Annotated in this window: 14 protein-coding genes; 8 read left to right on the top strand and 6 right to left on the bottom strand. The window is 35.3% G+C overall.

The window, feature by feature from the left end; all coding sequences use genetic code 11:
* Positions 1–103 precede the first annotated feature (103 nt).
* Positions 104–2,131 carry a methyl-accepting chemotaxis protein gene (locus LS64_RS13690; RefSeq protein WP_052062557.1) on the top strand — a complete coding sequence of 676 codons (2,028 nt, stop codon included), beginning with the start codon at positions 104–106 and terminating at the stop codon, positions 2,129–2,131.
* A gap of 291 nt (positions 2,132–2,422) precedes the next feature.
* Here the strand turns inward: LS64_RS13690 and ggt are convergent, their stop codons facing one another.
* Positions 2,423–4,108: a gamma-glutamyltransferase gene (ggt, locus tag LS64_RS09600; protein ID WP_118949193.1), complete on the bottom strand. Its 1,686-nt coding sequence runs from the start codon at positions 4,106–4,108 to the stop codon at positions 2,423–2,425.
* A gap of 85 nt (positions 4,109–4,193) precedes the next feature.
* On the opposite strand from ggt, the gene LS64_RS09595 reads away from it, so the two are divergent.
* A complete protein-coding gene (locus LS64_RS09595) occupies positions 4,194–6,647 on the top strand; it encodes a hypothetical protein (RefSeq protein WP_034573622.1) in 2,454 nt (817 codons plus the stop codon).
* A gap of 47 nt (positions 6,648–6,694) precedes the next feature.
* On the opposite strand, the gene LS64_RS09590 is transcribed toward LS64_RS09595, so the two are convergent.
* The 3 genes from LS64_RS09590 to LS64_RS09580 form a co-directional block, all read right to left on the bottom strand.
* Positions 6,695–7,117 carry a hypothetical protein gene (locus LS64_RS09590; RefSeq protein ID WP_034573624.1) on the bottom strand — a complete coding sequence of 141 codons (423 nt, stop codon included), beginning with the start codon at positions 7,115–7,117 and terminating at the stop codon, positions 6,695–6,697.
* A 110-nt stretch (positions 7,118–7,227) separates the two neighbouring features.
* Positions 7,228–7,962 (bottom strand): hypothetical protein, encoded by a 735-nt coding sequence (locus LS64_RS09585; protein WP_052062689.1) that lies wholly within the window; start codon positions 7,960–7,962, stop codon positions 7,228–7,230.
* 378 nt (positions 7,963–8,340) lie between these two features.
* Positions 8,341–9,198, bottom strand: a complete 858-nt coding sequence (locus tag LS64_RS09580; protein WP_118962155.1) for a transporter substrate-binding domain-containing protein — start codon at positions 9,196–9,198, stop codon at positions 8,341–8,343.
* Positions 9,199–9,370: 172 nt separating this feature from the next.
* Between LS64_RS09580 and LS64_RS09575 the strand changes: the two genes are divergently transcribed.
* The 3 genes from LS64_RS09575 (at position 9,371) to LS64_RS09565 (ending at position 11,476) form a co-directional block, all read left to right on the top strand.
* Positions 9,371–9,814, top strand: a complete 444-nt coding sequence (locus LS64_RS09575) for a hypothetical protein (protein ID WP_034571911.1) — start codon at positions 9,371–9,373, stop codon at positions 9,812–9,814.
* A gap of 196 nt (positions 9,815–10,010) precedes the next feature.
* Positions 10,011–10,445 carry a toxin-antitoxin system YwqK family antitoxin gene (locus tag LS64_RS09570; protein ID WP_034571914.1) on the top strand — a complete coding sequence of 145 codons (435 nt, stop codon included), beginning with the start codon at positions 10,011–10,013 and terminating at the stop codon, positions 10,443–10,445.
* Between the two features lie 8 nt (positions 10,446–10,453).
* On the top strand, positions 10,454–11,476 hold the full coding sequence (locus LS64_RS09565; protein WP_118949191.1) for a YihY family inner membrane protein: 1,023 nt from the start codon (positions 10,454–10,456) through the stop codon (positions 11,474–11,476).
* 14 nt (positions 11,477–11,490) lie between these two features.
* Here the strand turns inward: LS64_RS09565 and LS64_RS09560 are convergent, their stop codons facing one another.
* Positions 11,491–12,180, bottom strand: coding sequence for a hypothetical protein (locus tag LS64_RS09560; RefSeq protein ID WP_118949190.1), 690 nt, complete (start codon positions 12,178–12,180; stop codon positions 11,491–11,493).
* A gap of 122 nt (positions 12,181–12,302) precedes the next feature.
* On the opposite strand from LS64_RS09560, the gene LS64_RS09555 reads away from it, so the two are divergent.
* The gene (locus LS64_RS09555; protein WP_052062538.1) at positions 12,303–13,301 is read left to right on the top strand and encodes a thiamine-phosphate kinase; all 999 of its coding nucleotides are present in this window, start codon (positions 12,303–12,305) and stop codon (positions 13,299–13,301) included.
* A 12-nt stretch (positions 13,302–13,313) separates the two neighbouring features.
* Here LS64_RS09555 and LS64_RS09550 read toward each other — a convergent pair whose 3' ends face one another.
* Positions 13,314–14,675 (bottom strand): tRNA (adenosine(37)-N6)-threonylcarbamoyltransferase complex transferase subunit TsaD, encoded by a 1,362-nt coding sequence (locus LS64_RS09550; protein ID WP_034572504.1) that lies wholly within the window; start codon positions 14,673–14,675, stop codon positions 13,314–13,316.
* Between the two features lie 256 nt (positions 14,676–14,931).
* On the opposite strand from LS64_RS09550, the gene hisC reads away from it, so the two are divergent.
* Positions 14,932–16,035, top strand: coding sequence for a histidinol-phosphate transaminase (gene hisC, locus LS64_RS09545; RefSeq protein ID WP_034572501.1), 1,104 nt, complete (start codon positions 14,932–14,934; stop codon positions 16,033–16,035).
* Positions 16,036–16,045: 10 nt separating this feature from the next.
* Positions 16,046–17,737: a flagellar basal-body MS-ring/collar protein FliF gene (gene fliF / locus LS64_RS09540; RefSeq protein ID WP_034572498.1), complete on the top strand. Its 1,692-nt coding sequence runs from the start codon at positions 16,046–16,048 to the stop codon at positions 17,735–17,737.

Genomic DNA, 17,737 nt, shown 5'->3' with positions numbered 1-17,737 from the left:
TTTGTAAAATAAGATAATGTGAAATAAAAAGGAAGAAAATGTTTAAGAAAATGAAACTTGGGACGCGGATAACGCTTTGGGTTGTCGGCATTGTGCTTTTTGTATGAGCACGGTTGCGTTTGTTGTCATTAATGGTTCATCTAAGATTCAGTTAGAAGAGGCTAATAAAATCGCGGTGAATGCTTCGATGCGTTCGGCTAATCTTATTCAGGGCTATTTTAACGAAGTCTTCACTGGGCTAAATCTTTCTAAACATACATTTGAGACGCTTTTGGCGGATAATGATAATGTGCAAGATATTATGGAGCAAGACCTTATAAATCTCGTGGATAACAGCATGTGGGGCAATTATGGCTACCTTTACATAAAAGATACTCGATATATCAATGAAAATATTGCAAATCCTAAGCACAAATTGCCAAATGGCGAGTTTATGATTATCGCACAAGATACAAATGGCGGGGCAGAAGGCGGTGTAAAAATCTTGCAGGCTAATCCTGCGGTGCTAAATTTTCGCAGTGTTCAACGTGCTTTAGAATCTGGTAAGCCTACACTTGGTTCGCCAACTAAGCAAAATGTCGAAGGCTTGGGTAATCGCGCAGGTGTTGGGATGAATTTCCCACTTTTTGATAAAAATGGCAAATTGCAGGGGATTGTCGGTGTATTCGTGGATTTAGAAGTGATGGTGCCAAAGCTTGTAGATTCTAAACTTAGCGTGTTTGAGAATGATTATAGATTCTTGGTAAATGGCGATGGAATCGTGGCTTTGCATAGCGATATTAGCATTTTAGGTAAGGATATTAGTAGCATTAATACGCATGAGACTACACGCGAGATTATGCAAAAGGTAAAGGCGCGGCAAGATGGCGTTTATAGCTTTACGACTATGCACAATGAGCCAGGATACGCCGGAGTTGGGACATTTGAAATCGGCTGGGGGATGAATGAATACTGGGCTGTGGTCATTCCCATTCCTACAGATTCTATCCTTGCTAGTGTGGAGAAGCTGCGATGGACATTTTACACGGGTAATATCATTTCATATATCGTTATCGGCGTGATTTTGTCCCTTTACATTCGACTGCGTGTAATGCGTAGAATCCATAATATACAAAGCCAACTTTTCTCATTTTTTAAGTTTTTAAATCACGAGACAAATACGCCGCCAAAGCCTTTAGTGATTACCGCGGATGATGAGCTAGGCGATATGGCAAGGGCGATAAATAGCAATATACAAAAAGTCGAGCAGGGCTTAAAGCAGGACGCGATTGTGGTAAATGCGGTCGTGGATATTGTAAGTGAAGCAAAAGTGGGTCGCTTTGGCAAGACAATACAAGAAAATAGTAGCAATCCGTTGGCAAATCAGCTAAAAGATTCACTAAATGAGATGTCTAAAGCGTTGTATAATCTTGTTGGGGGCGATTTAAGCAAGGCTGGGGAGACATTTGCTAGGTTTGAGAAAAAGGATTTTAGCGCGCGTGTGGAAAATCCTATCGGTATGGAAAATGGTGTGAATCTAATCGGCGAAACGATTGCAAATATGCTACGCACATCCGCAGGATACGCAAAAGAGCTAGAGGAAAAATCTAATGAAATGCAAGAGGCAATTAAGAATTTGACAGAATCTTCTAACACACAAGCCTCAAGCTTAGAGCAGACTGCCACCGCTGTGGAGGAAATCACAAGTAGTATGCAAAATGTAAGTAGCAAGACAGGAGAGGTAATCAATCAAAGCGAGGATATTAAAAATGTTATCGGTATAATTCGCGATATTGCCGACCAAACGAACTTACTTGCCTTGAATGCGGCAATTGAAGCCGCAAGGGCTGGAGAGCATGGACGTGGCTTTGCCGTGGTAGCTGATGAAGTGCGAAAATTAGCAGAGCGAACGCAAAAGTCTTTGGGTGAAATCGAGGCAAATACAAATATCTTAGTGCAATCAATTAATGATATGGCAGAAAGCATTAAAGAGCAATCAAATGGTATCTCACAAATAAATGATGCCGTATCACAATTAGAATCTATCACACAGCAAAATGTAGAAATAGCAAATCACTCCCGCGAAATCTCAAACGCCCTAGATTCTGTCGCCGCAAAAATACTAGATGATGTGAATCAAAATAAGTTTTAGATTCTAAGATTTTTCTTTAAGAAGTAAAAATGCAAAGTTACGAATGGGATAAGCTAGAATCTCATGTAAAAATAATGTGTATTTGTGATTAAATTTAGTTAAAAATTTATTCTATGGCTTGATTTGGAATCTTTTTTGCTACTAACTTAGGCAAGACTTTAAGTCTTCTTGTTTTGTTATCTGTGGTTTAAGAATCACAGATTCAATATTATTTTCATAACATCGATTTTACAGATTACATTTAAAAATAAATCTTTTATTATAACTTCACGCGTGTTTCCCTACAATTCTTTATAACTTGCGGCGCGGGTCAAGTGTGCCAAAAATCCTGCCTTTAGAATCTATAATGATTGCATTCACATCGCCCATATAATCAGATTCTAGAATCTTATAGCCTTTAGATTCTAAGATTTGCAATGTGTCAGCATTTAGCAAATATTTTTCCACATACACAATATCAGGCATCCACTGCGTGTGAAATCTAGGTTGTGAGACAGCCGAAACTATATCCATTTTAAAATCAATCACATTCACTAAAACCTGCACTAATGTGCTAATAATCTTGCCACTTCCGGGCGACCCAACAACCATAAAAAGCCGCCCATCCTTAAAAACAATAGTCGGGCTCATCGTGCTTAGCGGTCGCTTTTTTGGCTCAATTTTATTTAGCGAACTCTCAAGCAAACCATGCCGATTAGCCACGCCTACTTTTATCGTAAAATTTTCCATTTGATTATTCATTAAAAAGCCATAGCCACCGATAGCCACGGCACTTCCATAGCGTTTATTTAGCGTATAAGTCACACTTATGGCATTCCCCCACTTATCCACCACGCTATAGTGCGTAGTCTCAGGGCTCTCCACGCCATTAGATTCTATAGAATCTAGCCCCGCTTTTATCCTACTACTAGGGATTGCCACGCCCTTAGATTCTAAAATATTTTCATAGATTTTACGCGCATATTCTTTATCTATCAAGGATTTAACAGGCACATTTACAAAGTCGCTATCGCCCATAAAAGTCGCTCTATCCGCATACGCCTGTCGCATAGATTCTATCATCAAATGCAAAGTCTTGCTTGAATTAAAACCATACTCGCTTAAAGGAGCGTTTTCAAGCACATTTAGCACTTCTAAAATATGCGTCCCACCGCTACTAGGCGGGGGCATCGATAGAATCTTATATCCGCGATAAGTGCCACTTACAGGCTCTCTCCACGTAACCTTATAATCTTTTAAATCCTGCAAAGTCAAATATCCGCCATTTTTTTGTATCTGCTCTACCATAGCACGCGCAATCTCGCCACGATAAAAGGCTCTCTCCCCTTGCCTAGCTAAGATTCTAAGCGTTCTAGCTAAGTCTTTTTGCACCAAAATATCGCCATTTTGATATACTTTAGAATCTTCTTTCAAAAAATACTTTCTAGATTCTGGAAATTTCTTAAAATCATTAAGCACTTCAAGCATAGTCTCACTCTGCCTTTTGGAGATTCTAAAACCTTGAGACGCCACTTCAATACTAGGAGCTAGTAGCTCACTCAAACTACGCGTTCCATAGCGACTTAGAATCTCGCTAAATCCTTTCACGCTACCAGGGACTGCAATCGCCTTATACCCGATAATAGCGGCATTTTCAATCACTTCGCCTTTAGAATCTAAATACATATTTTGACTTGCGCTACTTGGAGCTACTTCGCGGAAATCAAGGGCAAGATTCTGCCCTTCCTTTAAATGAATGAGTGCAAAGCCGCCACCCGCGATATTCCCAGCAGCAGGATGCACCACAGCCAACGCATACCCCACGGCAACCGCCGCATCAAAGGCATTCCCACCGCTATCAAGCACATCTTGCCCTATCTTATTAGCAATATCGCTACTACTTACCACAAGCCCATTTCCCTTGCTTTGCAGCGGCTCATATACCGCACCAAAGGCAAAGCGAACACACACAAACGCAATAAACAAAATCTTTTTCATACTAAAGCCTTTTTAGATTCTATAAATTTACATTATAACAAAACAATCTTGTATAATTTCAATTTAGATTCTATAAAGGCAATATATGAAAAGCAAAAAAAGAAAAAAAGAAACACAAGAATACGAAGTCCTAAGTCATTATCTATCCGTTAAAAATATTAGTGCAGATTCTAAAGATTCTAAACTAGATTCTAAAAAAAAGCAAAATAATAGAATCCAAATATTTTTTAATCTTATTTATCTAAAACCACCGCTTAATTTTATCTTAGAATCTAATCCATTTGAAAACATAAAATCATGGATAGCTTCGCAAAATAGCACAGATTCTATAGAATCTAATACGCAAGATACAAAAGATTCTAAAGATTTGCAAAAAAACAAAAAAATAAAAACTGAAAGCGAAATACTGCAAGAATCTTATGAAGCCCTAGCCATAATTCTAACTTGCAATCCACAAAATATCGATACATTTATAAAACTAAAAACATTTGTAAAACTATGCGAGATATTCTACCCACAGGCAAAAGAGCTAAGTTGCTCTCATCTTTTAATCTTAACGCAGTGCTTACAAGCTAGCCTACTTTACTACTTAGATTCTAAAAGTATAAAGCCTATTTTAAAGCATATTAAAACCCTAAGAGAGAGTGGCATTATAACTTTCCATGATGAAAAATGTATAGAAGCAAGTTTAAATGCAGAATCTAGCCAAAATAAAGCAAAAGAAAATACGCAAAATTTAGAATCTAGCGACATTTCTTTTATAAATTTTAACACTAACAAAACGCTTTTAAAAACGCAGTTAGATTCTATACAAAAGGCAAAAAAGATTCTAAAATCTACTAGCTGGGCATCTAATTTAGTATTTTTAAGCGAAGGTGAATTAGTAAAAACAATATGCGTTGTAGGGCGTAAAAAAAGCGGTAAATCTACACTCCTTGCCACAATCTTGCATGATAATAAAAAAGATTCTAAAAGTAATGAGAGATTAGAATCTATTGCACCTATATGCTATATGCACGGCAAGGATTATGCTTTGGCGAAATATTTAGAGTTTAGCGATTTAAAAAGTCTGCAAGAATCGCCCCTACCAAAAGTATCTCAAATGATAACGCAACTGCATGATAACTATCACAACGACTTAAAGCAAGGCGAGCAACGCGTAGAAATTAATAAAATACAAGAAGCCTTTTATAAAAGTGATAAAGTGCAAATAATCGAGCATATCGATATTTTTTCACATTTAAATATGTTTAAATATGTCAATTTCATTAACACGCCTAGCCTAATTCCGCTTACTTTTCGGCATTTGCAAATTTATCATTATGTGATAAAAAGTAACATTATTTTTTATATGATAAATGCGGATATTTTCTTGCAAAACGCACAAGCACAAATTGATAAAGAAGCCATCTCTTTAGCAAGGATGATAAATAAGGAGCATATTGAATTTGTATATGTGATTTATACGCAGGTTGATAAAGTTGCATTGACCTTGAAACGTCGTCAAAATATTTATCTAAAATTTAAAAATGCTATAGAATCTAGGCTAGATTCTAATGTAAAAAAAGATGTTTTACTTAAAAAAATTAGCTTTCATTATGTGGCAAGTAATGTGGCTTATAAGATTAGAAATGGTATAAACTTGCAAGGGGAAAGTGGCTTAGATATTGCTACAAGCGGCATTCCTACATTAGAAAAAACGCTTTTTAATAACATTTTTGAGCGACCTATAAATACATTTAATATTAAAATTTTACGAAGTATTTTGCGTTTAATGGCTAAAAATTATAGTAGCAAAGATTTTAGCAAAATAGATTCTAAAGATGTGGGTGTCGAATTAGAATCTTTAAAGAAACATTTGCAAGAAGCATTAAAAAAATTACCTACAAAATATTCAAGCTTTTATAGCTCATTTACAAATTTGCGAGATAACTTATATTCGCAATTTATACAATCTCTAAATTATGAAATTCGCAATAAATCTGCCTTTAATGTTAGAAGATTAAAAACTTCTACAATGGAAAGTTTAATTGTAGGGCTGCAAGGATTAGCTGAAATCTTACAAGAGAATTTCTTTAACCTGCCAGATTTTCAAGTAATTAGCGATATTTTAAATGTGAAAAGCTCTAATTCATTTATGCGATTTGCTGCGACAAAGGAGCATAAAGAGATTTTAGAATCTTTACAGAGCGAATTTTCACATATTACAAAGCAAAATCTTTTTGATGATTCTAATGTAATCGTAACCGAACATTTATCAAATATGCTTGATAGCATTTTGCCAAATAGCATAAAAAAGCAAGATATTAAAGAAGATTCTGTAATTATGCCTATTCGTGATAGCTTTGAGTATTACTTTTTGCTTTTAGAGCGAAACATTTCAATGCTTTTTAACACACGCATAGCCCTTTTTGAAAAATACATTACAATGATAAGTCACATCTTAGAATCTGTTTTTATAAACTACTACACCGCAAATGACAAAACCGACACGGAAACGCTAAAAGGCATTTTAAATGAGCTAGAGTTAGTAAATTAAGATTCTATTAAATCACAGAATCTATATAATAAATGTTACTTTAGAATCTAATTTCCCAGTTGGTTTAAAAGCGGGGTTAAGTCATAATTTAGAGTTTTATCTTTCATAGAATCTAAATAAGATTCTATATTTTGCGTATTTAAAAGATTTGTGCGGCGAATGATTGCATCGGCGAAAAACTCGTGCATATCGACATTATAATGCGTCGCGTCCGTATAATTTGCCATATTTCCTAAATAATCATAAATATCAAAGCCATAGATTCTAACATTGCTTAAACCCTGCGTCTGCCGTACAATATAGCGCAAAATATCCTGCCATAATTTCAACTTTCCACGCCCACCTTCCTTACCACCCACAAGCCAAAAAGTGCGTGAATAAGGCGCAATCATAAGATGAAAAGTTGTATTTTTATGCTCTTTTAAATAATGCAGCAAATATTTATCCACATAATCTGTGTAATCTTTCAAATTATAAGATTTACTATCATAAATTTGCTCTCTCTCTCTCTCTGTTTATCGCTATTTTAGAATCTGTAGAATCTAGATTCTGTAATTTATTTTCTAAATTATTAGGAATATTAGAATCTTGTTTTAGATTCTATAACTTTTTTAGAATCTTGTAACTTAGATTCTATAGAATTTCTAGCCTTTTTTATCGCCCTTAGCTCATCCATTATAGGCTTAATTCTTGCATCCTCAAAAGCCACCCATTTCTCAAATCCACCAAATTTTTTCGCCAAAAATTCTAACTCAATCAAAGAACGATTTAACATATCAAGCGGCTTTGCCACGCCTACGCATTTAGGCTCAAGCGACCAAGTTATCGCACATTTGAAATATTTGCTATCGCTATAATACTGAAAAAGCTCGCCAAAATTATCACTATACGCAGGTGCGTAAAATCTCGTGTCACTCTTAGTTTTCTCAGTTTCAAACGCCTTAAAATCAAGCGCGTAAATAATCTCTTTTGGCGATTTGTGTTTAAACAAATAATCCAAAATCACAGCCCTATCATTCAAGGTCGCGCCATACATCATCAAATTCACCCACTTTTCATTCGTGGCGGAATCTAGGCGATTTATCGGCAAATGCTCTACCATAGAATCACCGATAATATAAGAATCAAAATCATAATGCTTAATAATCCCCACATTTTGCAGCCACATATCCGTGCTAAAAGTTGTAGGGCGAAAATATGGCTTATGAAAAAACTGCAGCGGGTCGTAAAGATACATCAATAAAACAAAGCCAAAAACTACAAATATCGTAGGTAATATAGCTAAAATAATAAAATTTTTATAACTTAATTGCATAAAACCTCTTCTTTTTGGAATCTCATGATTTGTTATTATTTGGATATTTTTTATACGTTTATAAAATAGGCAAATTATACTTAAAATTTATATTTGTTTACCAATGCAATAGGAGTAAGAGATTTATCGCATAAATTATTCAATAAAATAATTTCTAGACACAATTTGTCTGTTTTTATATGTATAATTCTATAAAGAAGCTTTTAAGTAAGCCTAGAGAGATTAAATTCAAAAAAATAAAATCCTTACAATAGAATTTGTTTCTCTAGGCTTTCTTAAAAGTTTTTTAATTTGTATGTTTAGTTATGTGACATTAAGTTTGTGAATATGGAAATATTTTTATTATTTTTAAGTTTAAAATTCAGAATCTAAATTCATTTATTCGCTCTTTGCTAGGTCGGTTTTGATTAAATCAACATAGGTCTGGGTGAAATATTCGCGGATTAGGGCTTCTATTTTCCCGCTATCAAGGGCTTTTTGCAAGGCGGTATCAAAGGCATCTGCCAAATCTTTAGAATCTTTTCTAAAAATAAAAAAAATCGGCGTTTTTTCTAGGATAAAATCAGTCGTTTGGATTTTCACACCCTGCGATTTTGCGTAGTCAAGGGCAGCGATAGGGTCATTTATCATACCCTTAATCCTGCCATTTGCAAGGTCGGCAATCAGCGTTGGCGAAGTTTTATAATGCACGATTTTAAAGGGGGCGTTGTGCGTTTTGGCGTAATTTTCTAGATTCAGCGCGTGGTTTGAGCCGATGGTAACGCCGATTTTATCACCACTTTTAAACTCATCTAGGCTTTTAATCTTAGAATCTACGCCGACAATTAGCCCACTAATGCCGTAAAAATAAGGCTTTTTGCTAAAAATATACTTTTCTTCACGCTCTTTAGTCTTGCTAATTTGATTTGCCACGACATCATATTTTTTAGAATCTAATCCTACAAAAATTACATTCCAGCTAACAGGTATAAAAGTAATATTAGGATTTTTAGAACTTTTAGAATCTTTAATGCCAGATTCTATAAAACTAACCACAATTCTAACCACATCATTATCAAAGCCTTTTGCTTCACCCTTATCATCCACATAGGCAAAGGGCTTGTAGGCATTTTCACTACCTACTTTAATATTTGTAAAATCTTGTGCTTGTGAAATATTTAACATTATAAAATTTATAACTAAATAATAAAAAACTAATAAGATTCTATATTTAGAAAATTTCAAAGTTGCAAACATAATAACTTTCCTTTACATTTTAGATTCTATAAATTGATTGCGAAATTATATTCTAAATTTTTCTAATTTTTTGCAATTTTTTATTTTTTTTGCTAAAAAGATAGCAATATTTAAAAAAAATTAGCTACAATAACACTTAATTTTTTATTTTTTAGATTCAAAAGGAGAAACTATGAAAGTTTTGAATAAGTTGTTGTGCATTTCTGCGGTTACCACGGGGTTGCTTTTAGCATTTCCAGAGATGCATCCGCCGCTAGATGATGATTCTGTGTTAAAAGCGCCAAAGGGCGTGTTGCAGGAGCTTTACTCGGCTGCTAGTGTTAAGCAAAAGCGTCAAATCATCCAAATTGATTTTGACACAAAAAAGGCGGTGAAAGCGCAAACTGAGAAGTTTAAGCAGTATCGAAGTGCGGTTGAGTTTGACATTAAAAACTTGCGTTTGGACTTAGAAGAAGCTAAGGCTGATAGGGATTCTGCGCGTGCTGCGGACATTCTTTCTCGCATCGCTAAAAAGCAAGAGGAAGTGCGAAAAAGTAAGCAAGATGAGCAAAATCTTAAATATCTTTTAAACGAAGATAAAATCAAAAAAATCAATGCGGTGCTAAAAGTAAAATAGTTTTTTGAGATTCTATAAAAGTTGCTAATTTTATAGGTTTTAAGTTAGTGGAGTTATAGAATCTAGAGTTATGCTTTTACTCTTTTGTGTTTTTATAGGCTGTGTATTTTTAGATTCTATCATTTTTAGAATCTAGGTTTGCTAGCAGCTAGGATTACTTCTTTAGATTCCATATTCAAATGTTTAGGGTGTCTTAATGAATTTTCTTTTAAGATTTCTTGTTATTTTCACGCTTTTTTTTATGGATTTATTTGCTAGACCTTGCAATGCTTTTATTGATAATGTCGAGGTAAAGGGCGAGTGCAAGGGCGTTTTAAAGCATGGGCAATTTGTAGGATTCCATCCAAATGGTATGCCTTTTTGGGTTGTGAATTTTAAAAATGACGTGCTACATGGGAGTTTTACGCGATTTTTCCCAAGTGGAAATGTGCAGTTTAGTGGCTCATATAAAAATGGCAAGTTAGATGGAAAATTCGTGCAATACAATGTCGATAATGACAGGCTACAAGCACGCTTCAAACACGGCGTCCTGCATGAGTGGCTATATCTAATCGATAGTGAGAATAACAAGCTCCAAGCCCTAAAATACTACTATGGCAAGCTAAAATTGCAGAAGTATTTGGATTATTAAGGCGGACAATGACTAGCAAAGATGTGACAATCACGCAGGATACACAAACCGCCAACATAGATTCTATAAAAACAGAATCTGTGCCAAAAGATTCCACAAAAATCATAGAATCTAAAACCCAAGATTCCACGCCAAACACACAATCCGCCCACAAAAAACTCCACGCATTAATCACAAAAATAAAAACAAAATACCACAAAATCCTAGCCACGCTAGATAAAATCTACCACGACTTTACCGACAAAGACAAGATTTTCCTATACGCGGCTTCCCTTAGTTTTTACACGATTTTTTCAATCATACCGCTTTGTTTAATGCTATTTTCAGTATTTTCAAGCTTCCCCACATTTATGGAGCATATCGAAACTTTCAAGCAAACAATCCTAGCAAACATCCTGCCAGACAGCACGCAAGACATCTCAAATATGCTTGATAGTTTCCTTACCAATGGGAAAGAAATGGGCTTTTTAGGCTTCCTTGTCGCCCTTTTTAGCTCATTTATTTTCTTTCGCAGCTTTGATGACATATCAGCGCGCATTTTCACCGCCAAAAAACGCAGTTACTTTGACTCATTTATCATTTACTGGCTGCTAATCACGCTCATACCGCTATTTGTCGTAACAAGCATATATTTCAACACAATCATTTCGGACAAATATTCCTACCTAATCTCAAGCCTTTATTCATTTATGCCGATGCTTAGCACGTGGCTATCCTTTGGCATTTTGTTTCGCATCGCAGCAAACAAATCGCTAAAAATGTGGGTCTTACTCCTTAGCTCATTTGTGGGCGCGCTCGCGTGGTATTGCTCCAAAATCGCCTTTTTTTACTACATGAGCTACAACAAATTTTATAGCAACATTTATGGCTCAATGTCAATTATTATGTTTGTCTTTTTATGGATTTATATCTCATGGCTCGTAGTCCTAATCTCCATGCGCCTTTGCAAAATCCTAGATTCTAAATTTTCTAATAAACCATTAGAATATATTGCAACCCAAGATTTTACCAATCACAATAATTTATCATAAATTAAGTTAAGCAACTAATCGGGTTCTAGGCTTAGGAGTTCTAGGACTTTTTTTTGTAAAATGGCGTTTTGGGCTTTTTTATCTTGCACTTCTTTGCTTAAAATGTCGCGTTTTTTTTCTAAGTCTAGTAGCAAACCTAGCGAGTTCCCAGCAAAAAGCAAGTAGCCACCATAAAGCCCGATGAAACTTGCGATTAAACACACGCCGATAAATAGCCGTCTTGAGTATAAAATGTAGTCCCATTTTGGATTGTAAAGGCGGGCTTTGCGTGGGGTTTTTGGCTGTTTTTTCTTTTGTTTTTTTCCCTTTTTTGGTTTTTCTATTATGATTTCTTCGAGCAGTTCTTCTTTTATGTCTTGAGTGACGCTATTTATGGAATCTTTGTTTTTTTCTTGCTCTAATTTTGGCTCTAAAGATTCTATAGAATCTTGCTTAGATTCTATATTTTTAGATTCCATAGAATCTAGCGTAGAAATGCTAGAATCTTGGCTTGTAGATTCTACAGATTCTGTAATTTCTTTAGAATCTAAGTTAGCATTTTCATTATTTTCACTAGATTCTATTACAGATTTCATAATCTTAATTTCTACGCCATTAGAATCTGTGCTAGATTCTATGCCTTCAATTTTAATGTTAGAATCTGTGCTAAAATCAAGCTCCAAACCCTTTTTAGATTCTATATTTTTATCATTTTTATGTTGCACCAAAAGCCTTTAAAATTCTTAAAACTTATAATTTCGCTTGAAATTATAACGAAAATATTCACAAAAAAAATGTAAAATATTGCCTTTGAAAATATAAAAAAATGTGCGAAAAGTAGGGAAATATGGATATTGAATCTTTTTTTTTACGCAATCTTAAAAAAAGTGGAATTGTGGGAAATATTGATGATGATTGCGCAATCCTTAACTTTAACACAAAAAAAGATTCTAATATTTTTAAAAATAAAAAAAACTATATCGTATCTGTCGATAGTTTCGCACAAAATACTCATTTTAAATTGCCAAAAGATTCTAAAAATATAGAATCTAAAATTGCAAATAATAAACTAAAAACTTACACTAACTTTAATCAATGGCTAAGTTATAAAAATTTGAGTAAAAAAGCCTTTTTAGTTAATATTTCTGATATTCTTAGTTCTGGTGGGTTAGCAAAATACGCACTTTTGTCAATCACACTCCCGCGACATATCACCACAAGGCAGATTCTAGAAATTATTGAAGGGATGCGTGAAATTTGCAGGCAATATAACATTAAAATTATCGGCGGAGATACCGCTAGTAGCGACATTTTGAGCTTTCATATCACTCTTTTTGGCGAGTTAAATGGCAAATATTTGGCACGAAATGGCGTTAAAAATGGCGATTTTGTGGCTTATACAAGTGCTAGACGTGGCGATTTGGGGCGAAGTTTTAGGGCGTTAAAAAGTCTATTTAGATTTGGGGCGAGTGTGAATAAACTGCCGCATAATTTTTTAGAAAATAATGGAAGTTATAGCAAGTTTGCAAGCCCTATTTTGCGGGAAAGTTTTTTATTAAAAGTGAAAAATAAACTGCATTCTTGTATGGATATTAGCGATGGGCTGGGCGCTGAAATTCGCCGACTTGAGCGGCTTAATAGGCTGCATTTTCTGCCCTTTAAGCCTTTAAAAAGTGCCATAAGCCAAAGTGGCGAGGAATACGAGCTTTTGCTAACTTTTTCGCCAAAAAATTTGCTCGCAATTAAACGCGCCGCAGTGCAAACACGCACAGGACTGCATATCATCGGTAAATTTGGTAGGTTTAGGGAGAGTAAAATGCGTACTAAGATTTGGCATGAGAGATAAAATTTTTAATTTTTAGATTTTGTTTATTTCTATATTTCTAGGATGCACGTCTAAATCTAGTATATTTATAGAATCTTTTTGCAAGAATTTGCTAGGGTTTTCTTTGATTTTTGCGACTGCCGCGCGAGCTATCATGGCGGCGTTATCACTGCAAAATTCTAGCTTTGTGGTTAGCAATGTTTGGCTAAATTCGTCGCATAAATCTTGCATTTTGGCTCTTAGCATTGAGTTTGCACTAGCACCACCAACGATTGCAAAATGCTTAAATTTAGAACTTTTTTCTTTAAAAGTTATATAATCTGTATTTTTAGATTCTATAAAATTAGCTTTTTTAGAATCTACCCTTTTAGATTCTATATTATTTTTAGAATCTTTAAGATTGCGTAAATAGATTCTGCATTTTTTTATTATATGCTCTGTGGCGCTATGTTGTAAGTTGTAGCAAAGTGCGAGTGTATAAGGATTGTTTTTTATTTTTTGTATTATAGAATCTAAATTCGCGTTTATAGAATCTTGCACCTTAGAATCTTGCACCTTAGATTCTATAAAAGATTCCATAAAATTATTAGAATCTTGCTTTAAACTACCTTGAATTTTATTTGATAAATCTATCAATTTTAATAACTCTTCATTTTCATAAAGTTTCAATCTAAACGCATTTTTTAACCCAGAAAAGCTAAAATTCATAGTTTTATCTTTTTGTAATGGAATGGGTAGTTTTGTCTGCTCCACATAACTTTGCAAAAGTTTAGAATCTAGCCTAGATTCTATAATTTTCCCATCCAAAATATCTTTGCAAAAAGACGCCAAAGTATCGATAATAAGCCCACCCGGATAACCCAAGGAAAGCATTTTAGCCGCCTTATCATAGCACTCGCCAAAGCTGTCATCAAGGCTATTTCCCACAATTTGCATATTTTGATAAGATTTGCACTCCAAAATCAAACTATGCCCACCAGATACAAGCAGCACCGATAGCGGAAAACACGCACTTTGTGCCATAGAATCTTGATTAATAAAAAGCGAAAAAACATGCCCTTTCAAATGATTAATAGGAATAAGTGGCACTTTTAGACTTAAGGCAAGAGCCTTTCCCATCATTACACCCTCCAAAAGCGACGTGCTTAAGCCCGGCTCATAAGTCACAGCCACCGCACCCACACAAGGAAAGCCAAATTTCGCCTTAAACTCGCCAAGCAAAGTGGGCAAATCTCGCGCAAAAAGCCGCGAAGCAAGCTCAGGGACTACGCCGCCATGCAGTTTGTGGCTGCTTTCTTGAGAGATTTTCCCCTGCCATAAAAGCTCGCAACTTTGGCTATCCATAAGGGCTATCGCGCTATCATCGCAACTTGATTCTATGCTTAATATTTTCATTTCTTTGCCTTTTTGAAATTTGTAGATTTTAAAGGCATATTATACTAAATTTGATAATCAGTTAATTTATACAGCTTTAAAATTTACTTCAAATAAACAAAAATTTAACAACTAAAAACAAAAAATTTAAATCTTATATGCTACAATTCGCTTTGAAAAAGTTTTAATAAATATGTGGATTTATAGAATCTATAAATTTATACAATAAAAGTTAGATAATTTAGAATTTTTGTAAAATAAAATTAGGGAAAAGTTAATGAATTTTCATAAATATGTAGAAAATCTGCCAACTTATGAAGCTGGAAAGCCCTTAGAGCTTCTTATGCGTGAGTTTAATATCGCTCCGTGCGATATTATAAAGCTAGGCAGTAATGAGAATCCTTTTGGCGTCTCACCTAGCGCGTTAAATGCGATAAAAGAAAATGCGCATTTAGCGAGTGTGTATCCTGATGATTCTTACTTTGAGCTTAAAAATGCGCTATCTAAAACGTATAATATAGAATCTAAAAATATTATTATAGGTAGCGGAAGCGACCAGATTATCGAGTTTTGTCTGCATAGCATTTGTGATAGTCATAAAAGTGTGCTTATGGCGAAAACGACTTTTGCTATGTATGAGATTTATGCGAAACATTTTAATGCGAAAATCTTGCGAACGAGCGATTTTTATCATAATTTAGATTCTATGTATAATATGTATAGGGAGCATAAGCCAAGTGTGATTTTCCTTTGCACGCCAAATAATCCGCTAGGCGAAGCCCTTTTAAAAGACGATGTAATAAAATTTATTGAAAAAATTGATAGTGAAACCTTAATCGTGCTAGATTGTGCTTATATGGAGTATTGTGCTTACAAGAGCAAAAAGCACGAGATAAAGCCTAGCGATATTGTGAAATATCCAAATGTAATTTATTTAGGCACATTTTCTAAGGCTTATGGCTTAGGCGGGATGCGTGTGGGCTATGGCATTGCAAATCCTAGTATTATAAGCACGTTGCATAAATTGCGACCGCCTTTTAATATTACGACACTTAGCCTTAAAGCCGCTACTGCTAGTCTAAATGATAGCGATTTTATAAATAAAAGTGTTGAGAATAATGTCAAAGAAATGACAAAATATAAAGCATTTGCGGAATCTAATTTGCTAGAAATGTTAGAATCTTATGCAAATTTTGTTACATTTTTATTGAATAATAAGCTAAATTCTACTAAAATAAGCTTTTTGCTTTTACAGAAAGGAATTGTGATACGTGATTTGTCAAGCTATGGGCTAAATGCCTTTAGAATCACGATAGGGACGCCAAAGCAGAATGATATTTTGTTAGAAAAATTAGGGCAGATTCTAAAAGATTTAAGCTAGGAGAATGGTTTTGGATTTTAAAGCGATATTTACGCAGTTACAAAGTCTAATTACAAAGTTAAACAGAAAACAGCAAATCGTTATACTTGTAACGGTTATCGTTGTAGTGGGCTTTTTATCATACTTGCTTGTCTCATCTTTAGGCACAAAAGGTGGGGAGAGTGCCGATGGCTACGGCGTTTTGCTCTCTGCGGAAAGCCCTACTGATGCAAGTAACGCTGTAAATTACCTAAAGCAGCAAAATGTCCCATATAAAATGCTAAATGAAAATACGATTGCCGTGCCGCAAGACCAAGTTTTTGGGCTTAGAAACGACTTAGCCGCGCAAGGGATTATAAAAGGGCGTGTAGATTATGGAATCTTTGATGATAATCAGTTTGGGAAAACAAAAGAAGAGATTGAAATCAATAAATACCGCGCTAAAAAGGGTCAGCTAGAAAAGACCTTAATGGCGTTAGCGCCGATAAAGGATGCAAGGATTGAAGTAGCCGAGCCAAAAGATAATGTTTTTGTAAGTAAGCAGGATGTATCGCGCGTTAGCGTGACACTGATTCTAAAGGATAATATGAGCCTAACGCAAAAGCAAATCTATGGAATCAAAAATCTTGTCGCAAATTCTTTTAATGGTTTAACGCCTGATAATGTCTTTATGGTCGACCAAAATGGTGCGCCACTAGGAGCGCAAAGCCCTGAAGAGATTGAAAATGAGCAAGCCTTTAGGAATCTGCAGTATAAAGTCCGCGCCGAGCAAGAAGTAGCAACTAAGATTCGAAATGCTTTGGAGCAACGCGTAGGTGGGAAAGATAGACTTGCAGTAAGTGTCAATATGGACTATGACTTTGGTAAGCAAGATAGCACGGAGAAAATCTATAGTAAAGAATCTGCTGTGGTTAGTGAAACAGGTGAAGAGATTCTAAGAGAAGGCAAAGGTGAGAAAGACCCAGGTGGTGTGCCAGGCGTTATTAATAATATCTCCGAGACAAAAGACTTAGATTCTGGAAATAGGGAAAAATATCAAAAGTCAGCCTTTGTGAAAAACTATGTGCCTGATGAGAAAGTAACGATTACAAAACAGCAAACGCCACTTTTAAAGCGAATGACCGTTGCAGTCGTAGTCGATGGGACTTACGCTCCTGTGGTGGATGAAGCCACAGGCTTTACAACTATGCAATACACACCGCGAACGCCCCAAGAGATAGAATCTATGCGTAACACGGTAATTGCCGCTTCAGGCTACAATGCCGAGCGACAAGATATTGTAAGTGTAGAATCTGGTCAGCTAAATGCCGTAGGCGATGGCGTTCCACCGATGAGTAACTTTGAGAAAGTGGCTAAGGCAGTGGAAAAATACTTAGGTCCATTTATGCCGCTATTGCGATATGTGCTTGTCATAATCGTGTTATTTTTCTTTTACAAAAAGGTTATCGCGCCATTTGCAGAGCGTATGCTTGAGGTGCATGAGGACGAGGATACCGAGCAGCAGCCGATGTTTGATTATGATGAGGATGATGATACATTGAATCGCGCTAATGAAATGCGTAAAAAAGTAGAAGAGCAGCTAGGTATCGGCGGTGGATTTAACGAAGATGCGGTAAAATACGATGTATTGCTTGAGAAAATTAAAGAGGCGATTAAGGCAAAACCTGATGAGGTCGCTTCACTTTTCCAAGCATTGATAAGAGATGAGATTGAGATGAAATAG

This window comes from Helicobacter saguini (assembly GCF_000762875.2).
Taxonomy (GTDB): Bacteria; Campylobacterota; Campylobacteria; order Campylobacterales; family Helicobacteraceae; genus Helicobacter_A; species Helicobacter_A saguini.
This window is presented reverse-complemented; position numbering and strand designations above follow the sequence as displayed.